The organism is Methylobacterium sp. CM6247, from assembly GCF_054817925.1.
The window spans coordinates 244,776-262,552 of sequence record NZ_JBTXKX010000003.1 but is presented as its reverse complement, the minus strand read 5'-3'; the positions used below and the strand labels follow the sequence as shown (position 1 = coordinate 262,552).

Here is a 17,777-nt window from a genome sequence, read left to right as displayed (position 1 = left end):
TCTCGGCCATGCGGATGCGAAGGGCCAATTCCCGCACATGCACGACTGACTCGCACTGCATCGGAAATAGTCACCGACGATATCACCTGAACCGGATCACGGTCGCTGTGCGGCACTTATGAAGACGCACGCGGCGAGTGAACACCGCGTGCGTTTAACCTTTCGACAAAGCGGCAATTTAGGCGGGCAGCGCCCGGCGTGACTTGCGCATCAGCGCCTCTTCCACCGTGCCGTCACCGTCGAGATAACCGTGGCGCTTGGGGTTCGGCATGATCAGCGAGCCGATGAAGGCGATGGCGAGCATCGCCGTGACGTACCAGAAGAAGCTGCTTTCCGAGCCGATCTGCTTCAAATACAGGGCTACCGCCTCCGCCGTGCCACCGAAGATCGAGTTCGCCACCGCGTAGGAGAGGCCGACCCCCAGCGCCCGGACCTGGGTCGGGAACAGCTCTGCTTTCACAATGCCGCTGATGCCCGTGTAGAAGCTGATCACCGTGAGGCCGATCATGATCAGACCGAACGAGAGGTAGGGGTTCGTAGTGGAGCCGATCGCCGTCATTAGCGGCACCACCATCAGCGTGCCGAGCCCGCTATAGAGCAGCATGTTGGTCTTGCGGCCGATCCTATCCGAAAGCCAGCCGAAGAAGGGCTGGATCACCATGTAGACGAGGAGCGCCGCAGTGGAGATCTGCGATGCGGTGATCTTGTCGATATGCGCCGTGTTGAAGAGATATTTCGGCATGTAGGTGGTGAAAGTATAGAAGCTCAAGGAGCCGCCGGCGGTGTAGGCGAGTACCACGCAGAACGCCCGCCAATGCTTGAAAAGGGCCGAAAAGGTCCCCGATTCCTTCGAGGCCATGTCCTCTTTGGTCGCCGTCTCCGCGAGCGACGAACGTAGGAACAGCGCCACCACGGCCGCCATCGCACCGATGAAGAACGGGATGCGCCAGCCCCAGGCAGTGAGCTGCTGGGCGGTGAGGAAGCTCTGCAGAATGATCAGCACCAGCGAGGCCAGAAGCTGTCCGCCGATTAGGGTAACGTACTGGAACGAGGCGAAGAATCCACGCTGACCCTTCAGGGCGACCTCGCTCATGTAGGTGGCGCTGGTGCCGTACTCGCCGCCCACGGAAAGGCCCTGGATCATACGTGCGAGCAGGAGCAGGGCGGGAGCCCAGTGCCCCACACTGGCATAGGTCGGCAGCACGGCGATCATGAGCGATCCGCCGCACATCATCAGCACCGAGATCATCATCGAGGTCTTGCGGCCAAGGCGATCGGCGATACGGCCGAACAACCAACCACCGATGGGGCGCATGAAGAATCCGACCGCGAACACGGCGGCGGATTTCAGGAGCTGACTGGTATCGTCGCCTTCAGGAAAGAAGACCGGCGCAAAATAGAGGGCAAAGAAGGCGTAGCAATAAAAGTCGAACCACTCGACGAGATTACCCGACGACGAGCCCACGATGGCGAATATCCGCCGACGGCGGTCTTCCGGATCGTCAGGCTTCGAAGGATCGATCGCGATAGCGTCGGACATGGGCACTCCCTACCATCCTTGTCGGGGCCCTACCTGGGCCTCTTGGTCGGCGACGTTAAGCGGCGATGGAGAATTCACAAGCGCCTCAACGCGGCTTTCCTACAGCAGGCTGCAAATGTCAGCCATTCCCTCATCCCCGTCGCCCTTCCCGCCATGGCAAAGGTACGTCAGTGTCTTCTCCAAGTTGAGATACATGGAAGTCCGTTGCCGTGAAGCTTGGGCTTAAGTTGCCTGTGCAGCGTGATGACAACGTGGGAAGTAGTTTTAATTCACGGAACGGTTTTGGCAGTCTTTCCGTTTCGGCTTCGCGTCGGCGCCGCGTGGCGTCAGCATTCAACTAAGAGATGGACTGACTGACATGAGCAAGCTCTTGCGGAGTACGGTGACGGCTGCCGTTCTCGTCGTCGGTGCGGCGAGTGCTTTCGCCCAAGGTGGGCCTGGAGCAGGTGGCGGTGCGGGTGGCGGCGGCGCGGCAGGCGCCGGTGCGCCCGGCGGTGGCGCGGGTGGTGCCGGATCGGCTGGTGGCGCCGGCATGCGGGGCGCCGGTGGCGGCGGAGCCGAGCGTGGTGGAGCCGCAGGTGGTATGGAACGCGGTGGTGCCTCGGGGGATCGCGGCGGCCCTGCGGGTGAGCGCGGCGGCGCGGCTGGAATGGAGCGAGGCGGTGATGCTGGCGGCGAACGAAATGGCCGCGTGGAGCAGGGCGAACGTCCGAGTGCTGGCAGCAGGAGCGATCCCGCAGCCCGGCCGGATCGAGACGGCAAGTCTGATCGAGACGGCAAGTCTGATCGAGACGGCAAGTCTGATCGAGACGGCAGGGCCGATCGTGATGAGCGGATGGACGGAAGCGGCAAGGCCGATCGCGGCCTGAAGGATGGCAAAGCGGATCGTGGCGAGAGGAGCGACAGCGACCGGGGTGATCGAGCTGGGCGTCGAGATCGTTCGGGCCGAGGCGATAGCGGCGCCGTGCGCGGGGCTTATGGCCGACTGGGTGCTCCGCAGCGTACAGAATTTCGCCAGAGCGTACTTCGTCGCGGGATCCCCCGTCTCGCCGCTGGTGCTTTCGCTCTGACGGTGGGGACTGCAATCGCCCGAAGCTACACTCTCTACGACCTGCCGCCTGACATCGTGCAGATCGTGCCCGAATACGAGGATTATCGATACGTGCTCGTCGACGACGACATCGTCATCGTCGACCCGGACACCTATGAGATCGTGGACGTCATCCGCGGTTGATCTTCATCTGTGGTGTCCTCGAGGGGAACTTCCTCTGGCGAAGCGCATACGCTGTTGAAATGTGAACCGTAGCGCGTGATGCTTTGCCGGATCGAAGTGGTGACGTGAGAACAGAGTCCAGGCTCCTGACAAGCTGTCATCAGCGATCCGGAGCCTGGATGTTTCAGGCAAGGGCTTATTTTTGGTCCGCGTATCAAACGACCTGCGAGGTTGGGCCTCTTCCTCTTACTAAACTCTGCAGCGCCGCATGAGTGCAACAGGCTAGGTTGAGAACGTCATTCTCAGGCTGCGCCTGACGCGGGCGCTTGGCGAGATCACAGCGAGGTGAAAGACTGAGACTTCTATGCGAGTGATCGCAGCGAGTTTCGCTTTCCGGCAGGAGGGCAGCTAAGTCAGGGCCTTTCAGCAGGCCTTTGGCTACTCATGTGCCGAGCTTCGAATAAAGGTCACCAGTGTCTCGACATTAATCCCCGAAGCCGGGGCGTCGTCGACCATTGGTTCAGTTTCCTTCAAGTCGTGGCAGAGCTTTCTTGGAGAAGCGAAGTCTTGTCCGGTGAGATGAACGCAATGACGCTCAGCGCCCGTTGCGGTCGAGCATCTTCGAGACTACCCGAGCAGTGTAATCCACCATCGGCACGATCCGCGCGTAGTTAAGTCTCGTCGGGCCGATGACACCAACGACGCCGACGATTTTCTGAGAACCGTCCCGGAAAGGCGCGGCGATCATCGACGAGCCGGAAAGCGAGAACAGTTTATTCTCCGAGCCGATGAAGATGCGCACTCCTTCTCCGCCCTCGGCGCGGGAGAGCAGTTCGATCACATCCTTCTGTGTTTCAAGGTCGTTGAAGAGTAGGCGGATGCGCTCGAGATCCTCCACCGCGCGCAAGTCGTCGAGAAGGTTGGCTTGGCCGCGCACGATTAATTGACGTGCGTCGGAGGGCCCGACGGTGGTGGCTAGGCCCGCATCCACCAGGCGCTCGGTAATGACGTCTAGTTCGCGCTTCATCGCCTCGCGGCCGGCCTCGATCTCGGCGCGCAAGCCTCCCAGCGTGCGTCCATGAAGGCGGGCATTGAGGTAGTTGGAGGCTTCCTGCAGGGCGCTGGCCGGAAGGCCCAGGGGCAGATCCAGGAGGCGGTTCTCAACCGAACCATCATCCGACACCAGTACGACGAGGGCGCGGGCTGGATCGAGCCGGACGAATTCGATGTGTTTCAGGTGCACGTTTGTCTTAGTGGTGAGCACGACGCCTGCACCCCGGGAAATTCCGGACAGCAGCGTCGAGGCCTCGGCCAAGGCGCTTTCGAATGTGTGGCCAGATGCGGCGGCACGCATCTGGGCCTCGATCCGCTCCTGCTCCTCGCGCCCGACATCGCCGATCTCCAGCATGGCATCGACAAAGAAGCGCAGGCCCATTTCCGTCGGAAGTCGGCCGGCGGATGTGTGAGGCGCGAAGATCAGGCCAGAATGCTCCAGATCCGCCATGACATTGCGGATCGAGGCCGGCGACAGCGCCATGGGCAGGATGCGCGCGAGGTTGCGGGATCCTACAGGTTCGCCCGTCGTGAGGTAGCTCTCCACGATCTGTCGAAAGATCTCGCGTGTGCGCTCGTTTAGAGCCGCGAGGGGCTGGAGCTGCTGAGAAGAGAAGGGGCGGGGTCGATCGTTCAATGGGTTCTTCCTGAGCGGCGATTGTGTCCGGCTCTGCCCTCGCGCACAACCTCTAGGCCCGCGGCATCGACGTTGTTCTCCGGCAATCCGCTTCGTCCAAAAGGAATGCCCTTTGCGTCGCGGTGCGGCCGGCCGCGAAACTCCGCCATCTGTCGGATGGCGCCGTGGCGGAGGCATGCGGGTTCCGTCTTGGCTCGCATCGATACCCGTTTCCTCGCAGATGAGCGACGCCGTGCCCGACCTTGATACCGTCGTCAGAGAAATCGCCGAAGAGATGGCTGACCGGCCAGACCGAGGTGAGGTCGCCACCTACATCCCGGAACTCGCCCGTGTCGATCCGAAGGCCTTCGGAATCGTCGTCATCGATGCTGACGGGCATGTGGCGGCAGGAGGTGACAGCGACACTTCATTCTCGATCCAAAGCATCTCGAAGGTGTTCACGCTGACTCTGGCCCTCGGCATGGCGGGAGATCGGCTCTGGCGCCGAGTCGGTCGCGAGCCGTCCGGCAGTCCTTTCAACTCCATTGTCCAGCTCGAGCGTGAGCGCGGCATCCCCCGCAATCCATTCATCAATGCCGGTGCCATCGCGGTGACCGACACGATACTGTCGGGCCACCAGCCCCGGGAGGCACTCGGTGAAATCCTGCGCTTCATGCAGTTCCTCGCCCAGGACCCGACCATTACCATTGACGAGGCGGTGGCCGCGTCCGAGCTGCGTACGGGTTTCCGTAATATCGCGCTTGCCAACTACATGAAATCCTTCGGCAATATCGATAACCCGGTCGATTTCACCCTGGGTGTTTATTTCCATCATTGCGCCATCGGCATGTCGTGCCGGCAGCTAGCCACGGCGAGCCGCTTCCTCGCTCATTCCGGCCGCAACCCTCTCACCGGGCATTCCGTGGTCTCTCCGGAGCGCGCCAAGCGTATCAACGCAGTCATGCTGACTTGCGGTCACTACGACGGGTCCGGCGAATTCGCTTATCGTGTTGGCCTTCCCGGCAAAAGTGGCGTCGGCGGCGGAATTATCGCGGTGGCCCCCGAAAAAGCGTCGATCGCGGTATGGTCGCCGGGCCTCGACGCATCCGGTAATTCGCATCTCGGCCGGATCGCCCTCGAGATGCTCACTCGGCGCCTTGGCTGGTCGATCTTCGGCGCGTGAACTCAGTAGGGACGGTAATCCCCTACGCCCCATCGTGATGTAGGCGAAAAGAAGCGTGTTGCACCGAGGTAGCCAAGCGACTTGTTCATTGAGACCCGCTTGCCTTCCAAATGAGCAAAAAAGAATGCCTGCCGCAGACCCTGCGACAGGCATCGATTATAATTGGCGCAAAATCCTTGCTTATGTGCCTTATATTTAGGCGGCGGCTTTCGCCTCGTCGGCGGTGGAAACCGTCGCGATCGTCTTCAGGATCTGCGAGGCGATCTGGTAGGGGTCCCCCTGGCTGTTGGGACGGCGGTCTTCCAAGTAGCCCTTGTACTCATTGTTGACGAAGCTGTGGGGCACCCGAATCGAGGCACCACGATCGGCGACGCCATAGCTGAACTCGTTGATCGCAGCGGTCTCGTGCTTGCCGGTCAACCGCATGTGGTTGTCAGGCCCGTAGACCGCGATGTGGTCGTCCAGGTTTTCCTTGAACGCTGCCATGAGCGCTTCGAAATAGGCCTTGCCGCCCACCGTGCGCAGGTGCTCCGTCGAGAAGTTCGCGTGCATGCCGGAGCCGTTCCAATCCGTCGCACCGAGCGGCTTGCAATGGTACTCGACATCGATCTCGTAGGTCTCGCACAGGCGCTGGAGAAGGTAGCGAGCGACCCACATCTCGTCGGCGGCTTTCTTGGAGCCCTTGCCGAAGATCTGGAATTCCCATTGGCCCTTGGCCACCTCGGCGTTGATGCCTTCGTGGTTGATACCGGCATCGAGGCACAGGTCGAGATGTTCCTCGACGATCTTGCGAGCGATGCTGCCGACTTCCTTATAGCCGACGCCACAATAATAGGGACCCTGCGGGGCAGGGTAGCCGCTGGCGGGGAAGCCGAGGGGGCGTCCGTCCTTGTAGAAGAAATACTCTTGCTCGAAGCCGAACCAGGCGCCGTCATCATCGAGGATGGTTGCGCGCTTGTTCGAGACGTGCGGGGTGACTCCGTCCGGCATCATCACTTCACAGAGAACGAGGACGCCATTCTTGCGAGTGCTATCGGGGAAGTGGCGCACAGGCTTCAGCATACAGTCGGAGCTGCCGCCCTCGGCCTGCATCGTCGAGCTGCCATCGAAGCCCCACAGCGGAAGCTGCTCAAGGGTCGGGAAGCCATCGAATTCCTTGATCTGGGTCTTGCCACGCAGGTTCGGCACCGGCGTGTATCCATCGAGCCATAGATACTCGAGCTTATATTTCGTCATTTCGAGCCTCTCGTACCTCAAGCGATCCGACAGCCGGGTTTCCCCTCACATCGTTCGCGGCCGTTCGTAGCCGGATTCGCCGTTAGCATATCTCATGCCAATGACTTGCACGGACGGTTGATGGCTGTGCGTTCCGCGGAGAGCGTGGCCGATGAGAGATAGTGACATGGCAGGGACGACGGTCTGGAACATGCCGGCTACCTGCCAACCTGAATCACCCAAGTGGGAGAAAAACGAGTTCGGGTCATGATTCTAACGGGCGTCTACAGACGATCACCGCTCGCTCATTTCGGCGCATTCTGTCGAGCGAGGATGGAGGCTCGACGAGTTTAAAGGAATAAAAGCCTTATTCTGATCGGCCTCTGCTTAATCCCGAAACAAAAAATATATAATCTCCCCAGGTCGTGCGTCGTTTTCCGTCGAACATGCGTTGCACCGCATCCGCACCCAGCGGTCGACGAAACAAACATCTTTCAAACGGAGCCCGTCCTGATGAAGAACCCAACCCTGTCCGCCATGGCGAAGACCTTCGCCATCGTGGTCGCCCTGGTGGGCGCGATGATCCTGGGAACGCCCCGTGGCGCTGAAGCCGCGCCGATGGCGGTATCCAGCGAAGTCGCCGGCGCGGCGAACGCGGCCGCCACCGAGGTTCAATACGGCGGCGGACACTGGCGCCACCACGGCCGGCATCATCGCCGCCATTTCGGCCATCATCGCGGTCGTCATTTCGGCCATCATTACGGTCGTCGCTTCGGTCATCACCATCACCGCCGCCATTTCGGTCATCATCATCGCCGCTTCTATCGCTACTGAGGCCCGAGTTTGGGGCGCGCCGCGAGGCGCGCCCCTACCTTACCTCGCTGCGCTTGCCGGTAGCCGGACCGCGGCCTAAGAGCCCGGACGACCATCCCGGAACCCGACCAAGGAGAGTGCCCATGCGGCCCTCGAAGCGCGCGAACGACGAATTGCGCAACGTGACTCTGGAGCGCTCCGTCGCCCGTTATGCCGAGGGTTCGTGCCTCGTGACGTTCGGTCAAACGAAAGTTCTTTGCACCGCCTCCCTCGAAGAGCGCGGTCCGCCATGGCTGCGCGGCTCGGGAAAGGGCTGGGTCACCGCCGAGTACTCCATGCTCCCCCGCGCTACCCATGAACGCACCCGCCGCGAGGTAAATTCCGGCAAGCCCTCCGGACGGACGCAGGAGATCCAACGGCTGATTGGCCGCTCGCTCCGCGCCGTCACCAATCTTCCCGCCATCGGCGAGCGCCAGATCACCGTGGATTGCGATGTGATTCAAGCGGATGGCGGCACTCGCACTGCCGCGATCACGGGCGCTTGGATCGCCCTGCATGATTGTTTCACCTGGATGCGCGGGCGCTCCATCATTTCCGTCGATCCCCTACGTGAGCATGTCGCCGCCATTTCCTGCGGCATCTACAAAGGCACCCCCGTGCTGGATCTCGAATACGCCGAGGATTCGGCCGCCGAGACCGATGCGAACTTCGTCATGACCGGCTCCGGCGGCCTCGTGGAGGTGCAGGGCACCGCCGAGGGAAAGCCCTTCTCGGAAGCCGAACTCATCGAGTTGCTGCGCCTAGCCCGCGGCGGCGTCGAGCAACTCGTCGCCCTTCAGAAGCAGGCGATCGCATGAGCGCGCCGCGCATTCTCACCGGGCGAGTTGTTATCGCCACTCATAATGCCGGCAAGCTCGTAGAGATGCGCGAGCTTCTGATGCCCTTCGGTGTCGAGGCCGTCTCTGCCGGCGAACTCGGCTTGCCGGAGCCCGAGGAGACCGGGACGATGTTTGCAGAGAACGCAGCGATCAAAGCTATCGCTGCGGCGCAGGCTTCGGGCCTGCCCGCCTTCGCTGACGATTCCGGACTTTGCGTCAACGCTCTCGATGGCGCACCCGGACTGTTCTCCGCCCGCTGGGCCGGGTCGAGCAAAGACTTTTCCAGTGCGATGGCTCGCATCGCGGCCGAACTCGATAAGCGCGGAGCCACGACCCGCCGGGCTCATTTTGTTTCGGCCCTCGTCATCGCTTGGCCCGATGGCCACACCGAAACGTTCGAAGGTCGCGTCTTCGGCGATCTCGTGGAGCCGCGCGGCTCACAAGGCTTTGGCTACGACCCGATGTTCCTGCCCGACGGCTACGACCGAACCTTCGGTGAGATTTCTTCAGAGGAGAAGCACGGTGTCGATTGGCAGAGCGGAAATGCGCTGTCGCACCGGGCACGGGCCTTCGTGCTGTTGGCCCAAAGTTGCCTGCAGCGTCCGGTCTGACCGGTCTCGTCTAGATTGAGATTGGATGACCCTGATCTCAGTCGTGCCGACGGGAGCAGGTGGATTCATCGACGGCCGCAACGGTCTCTCACCGAGACCTTCTTGTGACGGATGAATCCAAGAAGGGGGCGTAGGCTGAGCGCGGGATGTCTCCGGGACCATTGCCAAAACTGTTATCCGCGCGCACATCCGTTGAATGACCGACTCTTCAGGACCGGACCACCCGACCCGCGACGCCGGGTTCGGAATCTATGTCCATTGGCCTTTCTGCGCTTCGAAATGCCCCTATTGCGACTTCAATAGCCATGTCCGCCATGCCCCGGTGGATGAAGGACGTTTCCTGGCGGCATTCCGGACCGAGATCGCCCATGTCGCGGCGCGCGTTCCGGGCCGCACGGTTTCCAGCATCTTCCTCGGCGGCGGCACGCCGTCCCTCATGCAGCCGTCAACCGTGGCGGGGCTTCTCGAGGCCATTGACGATGCCTGGGGGGCGGCCCCCGATATCGAGGTCACGCTGGAGGCCAATCCCACGAGCGTCGAGGCCGGTCGCTTTCGCGGCTATCGGGCCGCGGGGGTGAACCGTGTCTCGCTCGGTGTCCAAGCCATGGACGACATCTCCCTGAAAGCGCTGGGGCGCCTCCATACGGCCGCGGAGGCAATGTCGGCGGTGCAGACGGCGGCTGCCCACTTCGAACGCTACTCCTTCGATCTCATCTATGCGCGGCCGAACCAGAGCGCGTCGGCGTGGCGGGCCGAGTTGAAGGAGGCCATCGCGCGGGCGGCGGAGCACCTGTCCCTCTACCAACTCACCATTGAGCCCGGCACGCCGTTCTTCGGCCTGCATGCGGCCGGCAAGCTTGTCCCACCGGACAACGACATGGCGAGGGCACTCTATGATGTGACGCAAGAGGTATGCGACGCCGCGGGCCTCCCATCCTACGAGATTTCCAATCACGCTCGCCCCGGCGCGCAATCGCGTCATAACCTCCTGTACTGGCGCTACGGCGAGTATGCCGGCATCGGTCCAGGCGCGCATGGCCGGCTTGTGACGGAAGAAGGGCGGATGGGCACCGTCACTGAGCGGGCGCCGGAGGCGTGGCTTGCTCAGGTCGAGCGCAACGGTCATGGCATCATCGAGACCGAAGCACTCTCATGTGCCGACCAGGGCGATGAGTTCCTTATGATGGGTCTGCGCCTCAAGGAGGGCGTCGACCCCGACCGTTACGCGATGCTGAAAGGCCGTCCCATCGATGCGGCGCGTGTCGAGGCTCTGATCGGCGACGGGCTCGTCGCCCGCCTGGACGGAGGCCGCATCGCCGCGACCCCGCGCGGTGCGCCGGTTCTCAACGCCGTGGTGGCGGAACTCGCTGCCTGATGCTGGCCCCCGTCCGCTTGCTCATGATCTATCACATCGACCAGGGTGCATCGCCGGCCAGGGCTACCTTCTGCGCAGCCTTTCTCGACCATACCTGACGCGCAAGCCGGATCAGGTGCCAGAGGGGCCGAGCGTGCGCGGGGCCGGGCTCACGATAGCCGGTGCGCCGCTGCGGATTTCGTAGATGGCTAGAGCTCTATCGCTTACCCCCTCCGGCCGGAAGCGGAAGGTGCCGTCGATCCCCGAGAAGCCGGCCTGCGTCGTCAGCGTCGCGTCGGCGAAGCGCTGAGATCCATATTGCCGCGACAGCGCTGCCATGAGCGAGACAGCGTCGTAGGCCAGCGTCGCCACACGCGGAGGTGCAGAGCCGAACCGCGCCTGATAGCGCTGTGAGAAATCGCTGAATCCCTTCGAATCGGCCGCTGCGAACCAGCCGCCCTGCAGGGCGGGCAGGGCGAAAAGGCGCGGGTCGTTCCACACCGCCGTGCCGATGGGCTTCACTCGGCCGGGAGAAAATCCCGCCTTGGCGAGGGCCGGTGCGACGATGGCCAAGCCTTCCGGGCTTTCCGGCAGGAACAGGGCGTCAGCCTGGGCGCCAGGACCATTGATGAGGCCCGCAAGGCGAGAGATAGCGGGGGCTGGCGCGCCGGGCGCATAGCGCTCGATCCCCACCAGCCGAGCACCCTTTCTGGCCACCGCCTCACGGAATTGTGCCTCCACGGCATTGCCGTAGCTGCTCTCGGGAATCAGCGCGGCGAAGGAGCGTCGCCCGGCCGCCACCGCCTCGTCGACTACCCGGTCCACCTCGGTCTGCGGCAGGAAACTGAGGAGATAGACACTGCGTGCCGCGACGCTCGCATCGGTGGAAAAGGCGATGATCGGCTTGCCCGCCGCGCGCGTGACGCCGGCAGCCGCCTGGACATTGGCCGCGAACAGGGGGCCGAGCACCAGTTCGGCGCCCTCGGATAGGGCGGCCTGGGCCGCCTCGCGTGCGCCATCGGGCGATCCGCGATCGTCCTTCACCAAAATCTGCAGGTCGGGCTTTTGGAAATCCTCGACCGCGAGTTCCGCCGCATTGCGGAGGGCCGTTCCGACGGTCGCACCGGGACCGGACAGGGGCAGGATGAGGGCGATCTTGACCGAACCCGTGCCGATCTTCATCGCGCCCGGTGACGGCGCCTGCGGATCGCCAGCGGCGGCAATATCCGGGTTAGGAGAGGCTTTCGTAGCGCGTGGGCCACCATCGGGGCCGCCGATGCAGCCGCTGAGCCCCCCGGCGAGCAGGAGAATCGCCACCGCCATCGCCCAAACGGGCATTGCCGGACGGTGGCCCCTTGCAAGGCTTTTCTCCATTGCACGGGACTCCTCGTCGCCAATCCGCATCTCACGCCCGATGCGCGCACGGTTAAAGCCTGAACGACAAAAGTAAATGTCGCGACACCCCCGGTGCAGGCATTCCTCCGGCCCGTGTCCCCGTGGCAATGTCTGCCTCATGACTCAGAGAATCGACAATCGGACGCGCCGCTCCAGGGCGGTCCACGATCCGGCCAAGCCCATCTCGACCTTCACCGCCTTCGGCCTCGCGGCAGAGGCGGAACCGCTCGACCCTGGCCTGCACGTGGTGGCGACCCCGATCGGCAACCTCAAGGATGTGTCGTTCCGCGCGCTCGCGACTCTGGCGGCGGCCGATACGGTGCTCGCCGAAGACACCCGCGTCACCCGCACGCTGTTGATGCATTACGGCATCACGACGCCGCTGGTCGCCTATCACGAGCATTCCAACGCGGCTGTCCGCGAGCGGATGATCGCACGGATGCAGAACGGCGAAGCCTTGGCCCTGGTCTCGGATGCCGGGACGCCGCTCGTATCGGATCCGGGTTTCAAGCTTGTTCAGGCCGCCATCGAGGCGGGTATTGCGGTGACGCCTATCCCCGGTCCATCGGCGGTGATGACCGCCATCGTCGCGGCGGGCCTGCCCACCGACCGGTTTTTTTTCGAAGGCTTCCTGCCGCAGAAATCCGGTGCCCGGCGCAATCGCCTAGCGGCGCTCGGGCAGATCCCCGGAACGCTGGTGCTGTTCGAATCACCCCACCGTCTGCCCGAAATGCTGGTGGATGCCGCCGCGATCCTCGGAGGGAGCCGGCCCGCGGCGGTCGCCCGCGAACTCACCAAGCTCTACGAGACGATCCGGCGCGGCACCCTCGCGACCCTGGCCGAGACGTTCACCGAGGAGGGGGCTCCCAAGGGCGAGGTGGTGGTGGTGATCGGGACCAACCCAGAAGAACCGCCGGAGGAGGAGGTCGAGGCCGGTCTCGATGCGGCAATCGAGGCAGCGCTTTCGCGTCACTCGATCAAGGATGCCGCTGCTCTCGTGGCCGATGCCACCGGCCAGCCCCGCCGGGTCGTCTATGCCCGGGCTCTCGTCCTCGCCAGACGTACCGATGCGGACGTCTAAGCTCCTCGATGCGAAAGGACGGCGGCGCGCCACCTACCTGCGCGGCCAGTCCGGCGAGACCTTGGCCCTCTTCGCCATGATCATGAAGGGCTATCGCCCTCTGGCCCGCCGCTTCAGCGCGAATGGCGGCGAGATCGACCTGGTCCTACGCCGGGGCGACACCGTTGCTTTCGTAGAGGTGAAGGCGAGGGCGAATCTCGAGACTGCCCTGGTCGCTATCGATGCAAAGAAACGCGCCCGGTTTTCCCGTGCCGTGCGTGCCTGGATCACGCGCAATCCCCGCTACGGGGGGATGACGTTCAGGGCGGATGCGGTGTTCGTTGCGCCAAGGACTTGGCCGCGCCATCTCCCTGACGCCTTCACAATCGAGGGACTCTGAGCCGAGAGGTAACCCTCCATCCGAGGACGGAGTTGTGTCGTGTCCGGACCCGCCCGCGAGCTTGATGGGGCAGGGCTGCAGGCGCCGCTGTACTCTCTGGAAGAGCGGTCGCTGCTGACACGAGGCCATCAGCCAAGAGCAGCGCCCGAGCGAGGTCGACCGAGGCTTATTTCTTCGCTGCCGCGAGGGCAGCGATCAGGGTGCGCTTCAGATCGGCCTGGCTGAATGGCTTCTGGACCACGAGACGATCACGGAACGGCTCACGAATCCCCGCGCCGCCGTAGCCCGTCGAGAAGACGATGGGCAGGTCGCGCTCGGTGATCGCTTCGGCCACCGGATAGATCGGCTCGCCGGCGACGTTGACGTCGAGGATCGCGACTTCGAAGGTCTCGTTCCGAGCCATTTCCAAAGCCGTCGCAAGACGCGCAGCGGGACCGACTACGGTACACCCGAAGTCGAGCAGCATGTCTTCGAGCAGCATCGAGATGGCCGCTTCGTCCTCCACCACCAGAACCCTGGCGCCGTCGAGGAGAGTGTCGTTCTGTTCAGCACTCACGCTGGGGATTCTTCCCTTCGATTCGTTCCTGCCCGGAACGGTGCCGTCATCCGTAGCCTCGCAGGCTTGCCATCCGTCGGGGTGGCGGGAATGACGTATGGCTCCTGCGGCAACGGTCGAGCCGTCGCCCGTTCCGCTTGGCGTGTCAAGGCGCAGAAAGTGGCCTCGGCGGTTCAGGATCGGGTTAATGTTATCGGACGATACATTTTCACGCACATCGCCGATACCTGTGGCATGCGGAGCAAGCGAGGGCGCGGCCTCATGACCACTCATCGTCGCGGCGCCCTGGTAATGCTGGGCGCGGCGTCCTTCGCGGCTGCATCTCCTGTCCGAGCTGAGCGGCCCCTCGTCGTGGCCTCGAAAAGCGATACGGAGGGAGCGCTCACGGGGGCGATGATCGCCCTGGCGCTCGAGCATCTCAACGTCCCGGTGGTGCGCAAGCTCGGCCTCGGCCCGACCCTGATCGTCCGCGGCGCCCTGCTGTCGGGCGACGTGGATATCTACCCGGAATATACCGGAAACGGCGCGTTCTTCACCGGCACCGAGGCCGATCACGCCTGGAAGATCCCTCAGGACGCCTACGAGACCATCCGGCGGAGCGATGCCGAAAAGGGGCTGGTCTGGCTCGCCAGGGCGCCCGCCAACAACACCTGGCTCATCGCCCTCAACGGCGCTTTCGCGCGGGAGCGGCATCTGGTCACGATGGCGGATTTCGCCAAGGTGGCGAATGACGGCCTGATCTTGCTGGCCGCGTCAACCGAGTTCGTGGAGAGCCCGGCGGCTTTGCCGTCCTTCGAGGCGGCCTACCGTTTCAGCCTGCCCCTCGACCGCATCATCAGCCTGCCCGGCGGCGATACGGCGGTGACGGCCCGGGCGGCGGCACAGCGGATCAGCGGGGTCAATGCCGGGATGGTCTATGGCACCGACGGGGCCCTCTCCGCCCTGGACCTCGTGGTGATGAGCGATCCCGCTGCGGCTCAGATCGTCTATGAGGTTGCACCGGTCATCCGCGCCGCCGCTTTGGAGCGATTTCCGGCGATCGGCCCGGCCCTGGCCCGCATTTTCGCCGGTCTCGACGCGCCGACCCTTCGCCGGCTGAACGCGCGGATCACCGTCGACGGCGAGATCGCGGAAAAGGTCGCACGTGACGACCTCACGGAGCGCGGGCTGATCGGATGAGAGCGGAATCGGACCCGCGTTCGAACCGCCATCGGGCGGCTTTTCATGCGTCATCGGCCGGGCTTTTCGGGGCCGGCCTTCTCATCGCATTCCTCCATCGGATGGCGCTGCTCGATATCGCGCCGAATCGCCTCCTGCCCGGCGCTCCTGTGGTTGCGTCCGGGTTCGGGGATGGGTCGATCGGCCTGGTCTCGCTGCTGTCGCTGGCCGGTCTCGTCCTTCTCGCGACGCTGCCCCGACGCATGGGCGGTCTGCTCGCCGTCGGCCTCTTCGCGGCGGCCTGGGCTTTCCTCCTGCTCGGCCTCGGGGCGGAGGCCACTCGCCGCCTCGCGACCATGCCTACTGCGGCGAGAGCCAGCCTCGGCTCCGGGTTCTGGATGGCCTCGGCCTGCCTCCTGGCCTTCGCCGGAGCCAGTATCGGACGCGCCCGGATCCGCGGGCTCGGAGTGGTCGCCGCCCTCGCCGTCGCGGGAATCCTGATCGCGGCGTGGCACGGCGGCGGGTTGGACCGGCTCTCGCTGGTCGTGGAATATGCCGGGCGGCGGGAGGCGCTCCACCAGGCCATCGCCGAGCATCTGCTCCTGTCGGGCGGGGCGATCGTTCTGGCGCTTCCGGCGGCGGTGCTTTTGTCGCTCTGGCGCTCGGGGGAGGGAATCGTCGGGCTCGTCGTGAACGGCATACAGGTGATTCCCGCCGTCGCCTTATTCGGCGGCCTCGTCGCTCTGGTCTCCGGGTTGGTCCGCGCCGTGCCGGCCCTGCGCGATCTCGGCCTCTCGGCGCTCGGGCCATGGCCCGCCCTCATCGGCATCGCCGCCTATCTGCTGCTTCCGCTCTGGCGCGGGATCGGCACTGCCCTGCGCTCCGCCGACCCCGCCGCCATCGATGCCGCCGAGGCCATCGGCCTGACGAGGGGGCAGATCCTGCAGCAGGTCAGGCTGCCGCTCGGCGCGCCGGTGCTCGTGGGAGCCTTGCGGGTCGCGACGGTCCAGAGCCTCGGCCTCGCGACACTGGGCGCCCTCATCGGCGCAGGCGGCCTCGGGCGGATCGTGTTCGACGGCATGGCCCAGTTCGCGCCCGACCTGATCCTCCTCGGCGCCATCCCCATCGTCGCCCTGTCGCTCGCGGCGGAAGGGGCCTTGAGCGCGATGGAGGCTCGCTGCCGAGCAAGGTGGCGCGCATGACCCACCGCCTGCGCCCGGCCTTCGGTATCTTCCTGGTCGGAGCCATCTTCGCGGCGATGAGCCATCCCTCCCTGGCCGCCTGGATCGTGGCTGGCCTCGGCGAGGAGCCGCGACGGGGCCTGAGCGCCGAGCGGTTGCTGGCCCTCGCGACGCATCATCTCGGCCTCGCCGCGCTCGGGCTCGCCCTGGTGGCCGCCCTCGGCCTCGGTCTCGGCATCCTGGTGACGCGCGCGGTCGCCGCGCCCCTGCGCGGCGGCATTGATGGCATCGCCGCCGCCGCGCAGGCGGTGCCGCCGGTGGTGATGGTGGCCCTGGCCCTGCCCATCCTCGGCTTCGGCGGGCCGCCGACCCTATTGGCCCTCGTGGCCTACGGCATCATGCCGGTCCTGCGCGGCACGGTGGGCGCGCTGGAATCGGTCTCGCCCGAGGCCCGCGAGGCGGCGGAGGCCTTGGGCTTCACGCCGATCCAGGTCCTGCTCCGGGTGGAACTGCCCCTGGCGCTGCCGGGCCTCGTCGATGCCCTGCGCACGGCCCTCGTCCTCGCCATCGCCACCACGGCGGTGGGAGCCCTGGCGGGAGCCTCCACGCTCGGCACCCCTATCGTCGCCGGGCTGCAGAACCAGAACGTCCTGCCAATGCTGCAGGGGGCGCTCGCCACCGCCGCCCTGGCCTTTCTCTGCGACGCGGTGCTGCTCGGGCTGGCGAGTTTGGTTTCGGCGGACCGAGCGCGGCAATGAACGGGTTTCGTAAAGGCGGCGACCGTTTATGCGATCTAAAATCGACGACGGGTCGGTGCCTGTTTAAGTTGATTTCCCATGCTTTACCTCATCCTGAGGTGCCGCGTAGCGGCCTCGAAGGAGGGCTTCAGAATCCGCTACGCGAACTGGAAGGCTCCTTCGAGGCCTTCGCTGCACTTCGGCACCTCAGGATGAGGTGGTCGGCTGGGGATGATGAGCTCAAGCCGTCGGCGCGGTCGTTTCCTGGCCTGTTCGAACGTCACGAGGCGGTATGACAAACCCGACGTCACAGGACATCGCGGCATTGCGGAGCGAGTGGATCACCGGAGGTCGGCTGGTCGTCGGGGACGATTCCTCTCCGTCGGACCATGAATCCGTCTACCGATGGGTCTTGAACTTCATCGACCGCAGCGCTGACGATCCCGACTACAGCACCGTCCTCGGCCTGATTTATCATAGCCTGAACTTCGATATCCCGTTCAGCGCGACCCAGTCCGTTCGGGACGATCTGATGCACATAGCGCGGAGAAAACTCGATGATCCGCATTGGCGCAGACACCCGCCCTAGCTCTCAGGTTGCGAGAGTTCCCCTGCATCAACTGTGACGCGAAGCTGCCGAGGGCGAAACGCGATAAAGCCGACGGAGTGAAGGGCGGCCGAGGATGGCACGCCGACCGGATTGGTCACCGGGCCAAAGGTTGGACCCGATGCGCTCGCGGGCCGCCTCAATGCCTTCGTGCGCGAGGGTCCGGGACGGATTGCCGTCTTGCATGGACCGCTCGAAGTTGTTGGC

Annotated in this window: 19 protein-coding genes; 14 read left to right on the top strand and 5 right to left on the bottom strand. The window is 64.4% G+C overall.

What is annotated here, in order from left to right; genetic code table 11:
- Window positions 1–178: 178 nt before the first annotated feature.
- Entirely contained in the window at window positions 179–1,540 is a 1,362-nt protein-coding gene (locus ACYQOP_RS02090; protein ID WP_056432202.1) for an MFS family transporter, read from the bottom strand.
- Between the two features lie 416 nt (window positions 1,541–1,956).
- Between ACYQOP_RS02090 and ACYQOP_RS02085 the strand changes: the two genes are divergently transcribed.
- Genes ACYQOP_RS02085 through ACYQOP_RS02075 form a run of 3 tightly spaced genes read left to right on the top strand, consistent with a single transcriptional unit; the run spans window position 1,957 to window position 2,774 of the window.
- Window positions 1,957–2,409, top strand: a complete 453-nt coding sequence (locus ACYQOP_RS02085) for a hypothetical protein (protein WP_461220944.1) — start codon at window positions 1,957–1,959, stop codon at window positions 2,407–2,409.
- Window positions 2,410–2,412: 3 nt separating this feature from the next.
- A complete protein-coding gene (locus ACYQOP_RS02080) occupies window positions 2,413–2,610 on the top strand; it encodes a hypothetical protein (RefSeq protein WP_461220942.1) in 198 nt (65 codons plus the stop codon).
- 2 nt (window positions 2,611–2,612) lie between these two features.
- A complete protein-coding gene (locus ACYQOP_RS02075; protein WP_348646056.1) occupies window positions 2,613–2,774 on the top strand; it encodes a DUF1236 domain-containing protein in 162 nt (53 codons plus the stop codon).
- Window positions 2,775–3,348: 574 nt separating this feature from the next.
- Here ACYQOP_RS02075 and hrcA read toward each other — a convergent pair.
- On the bottom strand, window positions 3,349–4,443 hold the full coding sequence (gene hrcA, locus ACYQOP_RS02070; RefSeq protein WP_461225159.1) for a heat-inducible transcriptional repressor HrcA: 1,095 nt from the start codon (window positions 4,441–4,443) through the stop codon (window positions 3,349–3,351).
- A gap of 232 nt (window positions 4,444–4,675) precedes the next feature.
- Between hrcA and ACYQOP_RS02065 the strand changes: the two genes are divergently transcribed.
- Window positions 4,676–5,605 carry a glutaminase gene (locus ACYQOP_RS02065; RefSeq protein WP_082469997.1) on the top strand — a complete coding sequence of 310 codons (930 nt, stop codon included), beginning with the start codon at window positions 4,676–4,678 and terminating at the stop codon, window positions 5,603–5,605.
- Window positions 5,606–5,800: 195 nt separating this feature from the next.
- Here ACYQOP_RS02065 and ACYQOP_RS02060 read toward each other — a convergent pair whose 3' ends face one another.
- On the bottom strand, window positions 5,801–6,841 hold the full coding sequence (locus ACYQOP_RS02060) for a glutamine synthetase beta-grasp domain-containing protein (protein WP_461220940.1): 1,041 nt from the start codon (window positions 6,839–6,841) through the stop codon (window positions 5,801–5,803).
- A 492-nt stretch (window positions 6,842–7,333) separates the two neighbouring features.
- Here ACYQOP_RS02060 and ACYQOP_RS02055 point away from each other — a divergent pair, with 492 nt between their 5' ends.
- The 4 genes from ACYQOP_RS02055 (at window position 7,334) to hemW (ending at window position 10,497) form a co-directional block, all read left to right on the top strand.
- Entirely contained in the window at window positions 7,334–7,654 is a 321-nt protein-coding gene (locus tag ACYQOP_RS02055) for a hypothetical protein (RefSeq protein ID WP_056432217.1), read from the top strand.
- A 122-nt stretch (window positions 7,655–7,776) separates the two neighbouring features.
- On the top strand, window positions 7,777–8,490 hold the full coding sequence (gene rph, locus ACYQOP_RS02050) for a ribonuclease PH (protein WP_056432220.1): 714 nt from the start codon (window positions 7,777–7,779) through the stop codon (window positions 8,488–8,490).
- Window positions 8,487–9,122: an RdgB/HAM1 family non-canonical purine NTP pyrophosphatase gene (gene rdgB / locus ACYQOP_RS02045; RefSeq protein WP_056432223.1), complete on the top strand. Its 636-nt coding sequence runs from the start codon at window positions 8,487–8,489 to the stop codon at window positions 9,120–9,122. Before rph ends, rdgB begins: the two co-directional genes overlap by 4 nt.
- Before the next feature lie 196 nt (window positions 9,123–9,318).
- Window positions 9,319–10,497: a radical SAM family heme chaperone HemW gene (gene hemW, locus ACYQOP_RS02040; RefSeq protein ID WP_461220938.1), complete on the top strand. Its 1,179-nt coding sequence runs from the start codon at window positions 9,319–9,321 to the stop codon at window positions 10,495–10,497.
- A 111-nt stretch (window positions 10,498–10,608) separates the two neighbouring features.
- Here hemW and ACYQOP_RS02035 read toward each other — a convergent pair whose 3' ends face one another.
- Window positions 10,609–11,799 (bottom strand): penicillin-binding protein activator, encoded by a 1,191-nt coding sequence (locus tag ACYQOP_RS02035; protein ID WP_461225157.1) that lies wholly within the window; start codon window positions 11,797–11,799, stop codon window positions 10,609–10,611.
- 190 nt (window positions 11,800–11,989) lie between these two features.
- Here ACYQOP_RS02035 and rsmI point away from each other — a divergent pair, with 190 nt between their 5' ends.
- Window positions 11,990–12,952, top strand: coding sequence for a 16S rRNA (cytidine(1402)-2'-O)-methyltransferase (gene rsmI / locus ACYQOP_RS02030; protein WP_056432237.1), 963 nt, complete (start codon window positions 11,990–11,992; stop codon window positions 12,950–12,952).
- Window positions 12,939–13,331, top strand: a complete 393-nt coding sequence (locus tag ACYQOP_RS02025; protein WP_419951927.1) for a YraN family protein — start codon at window positions 12,939–12,941, stop codon at window positions 13,329–13,331. Before rsmI ends, ACYQOP_RS02025 begins: the two co-directional genes overlap by 14 nt.
- 166 nt (window positions 13,332–13,497) lie before the next feature.
- Here ACYQOP_RS02025 and ACYQOP_RS02020 read toward each other — a convergent pair whose 3' ends face one another.
- Window positions 13,498–13,887, bottom strand: a complete 390-nt coding sequence (locus ACYQOP_RS02020; protein ID WP_056432242.1) for a response regulator — start codon at window positions 13,885–13,887, stop codon at window positions 13,498–13,500.
- A gap of 261 nt (window positions 13,888–14,148) precedes the next feature.
- Between ACYQOP_RS02020 and ACYQOP_RS02015 the strand changes: the two genes are divergently transcribed.
- From ACYQOP_RS02015 to ACYQOP_RS02000, 4 genes are all read left to right on the top strand, one after another.
- Window positions 14,149–15,066, top strand: coding sequence for a glycine betaine ABC transporter substrate-binding protein (locus ACYQOP_RS02015; RefSeq protein WP_461220935.1), 918 nt, complete (start codon window positions 14,149–14,151; stop codon window positions 15,064–15,066).
- Window positions 15,067–15,167: 101 nt separating this feature from the next.
- On the top strand, window positions 15,168–16,247 hold the full coding sequence (locus ACYQOP_RS02010; protein WP_461220933.1) for an ABC transporter permease: 1,080 nt from the start codon (window positions 15,168–15,170) through the stop codon (window positions 16,245–16,247).
- Window positions 16,244–16,984, top strand: coding sequence for an ABC transporter permease (locus tag ACYQOP_RS02005; protein ID WP_461220931.1), 741 nt, complete (start codon window positions 16,244–16,246; stop codon window positions 16,982–16,984). The genes ACYQOP_RS02010 and ACYQOP_RS02005 overlap by 4 nt, the downstream gene beginning before the upstream one ends.
- A gap of 271 nt (window positions 16,985–17,255) precedes the next feature.
- On the top strand, window positions 17,256–17,552 hold the full coding sequence (locus tag ACYQOP_RS02000; RefSeq protein WP_461220929.1) for a hypothetical protein: 297 nt from the start codon (window positions 17,256–17,258) through the stop codon (window positions 17,550–17,552).
- The last annotated feature ends 225 nt before the right edge of the window (window positions 17,553–17,777 follow it).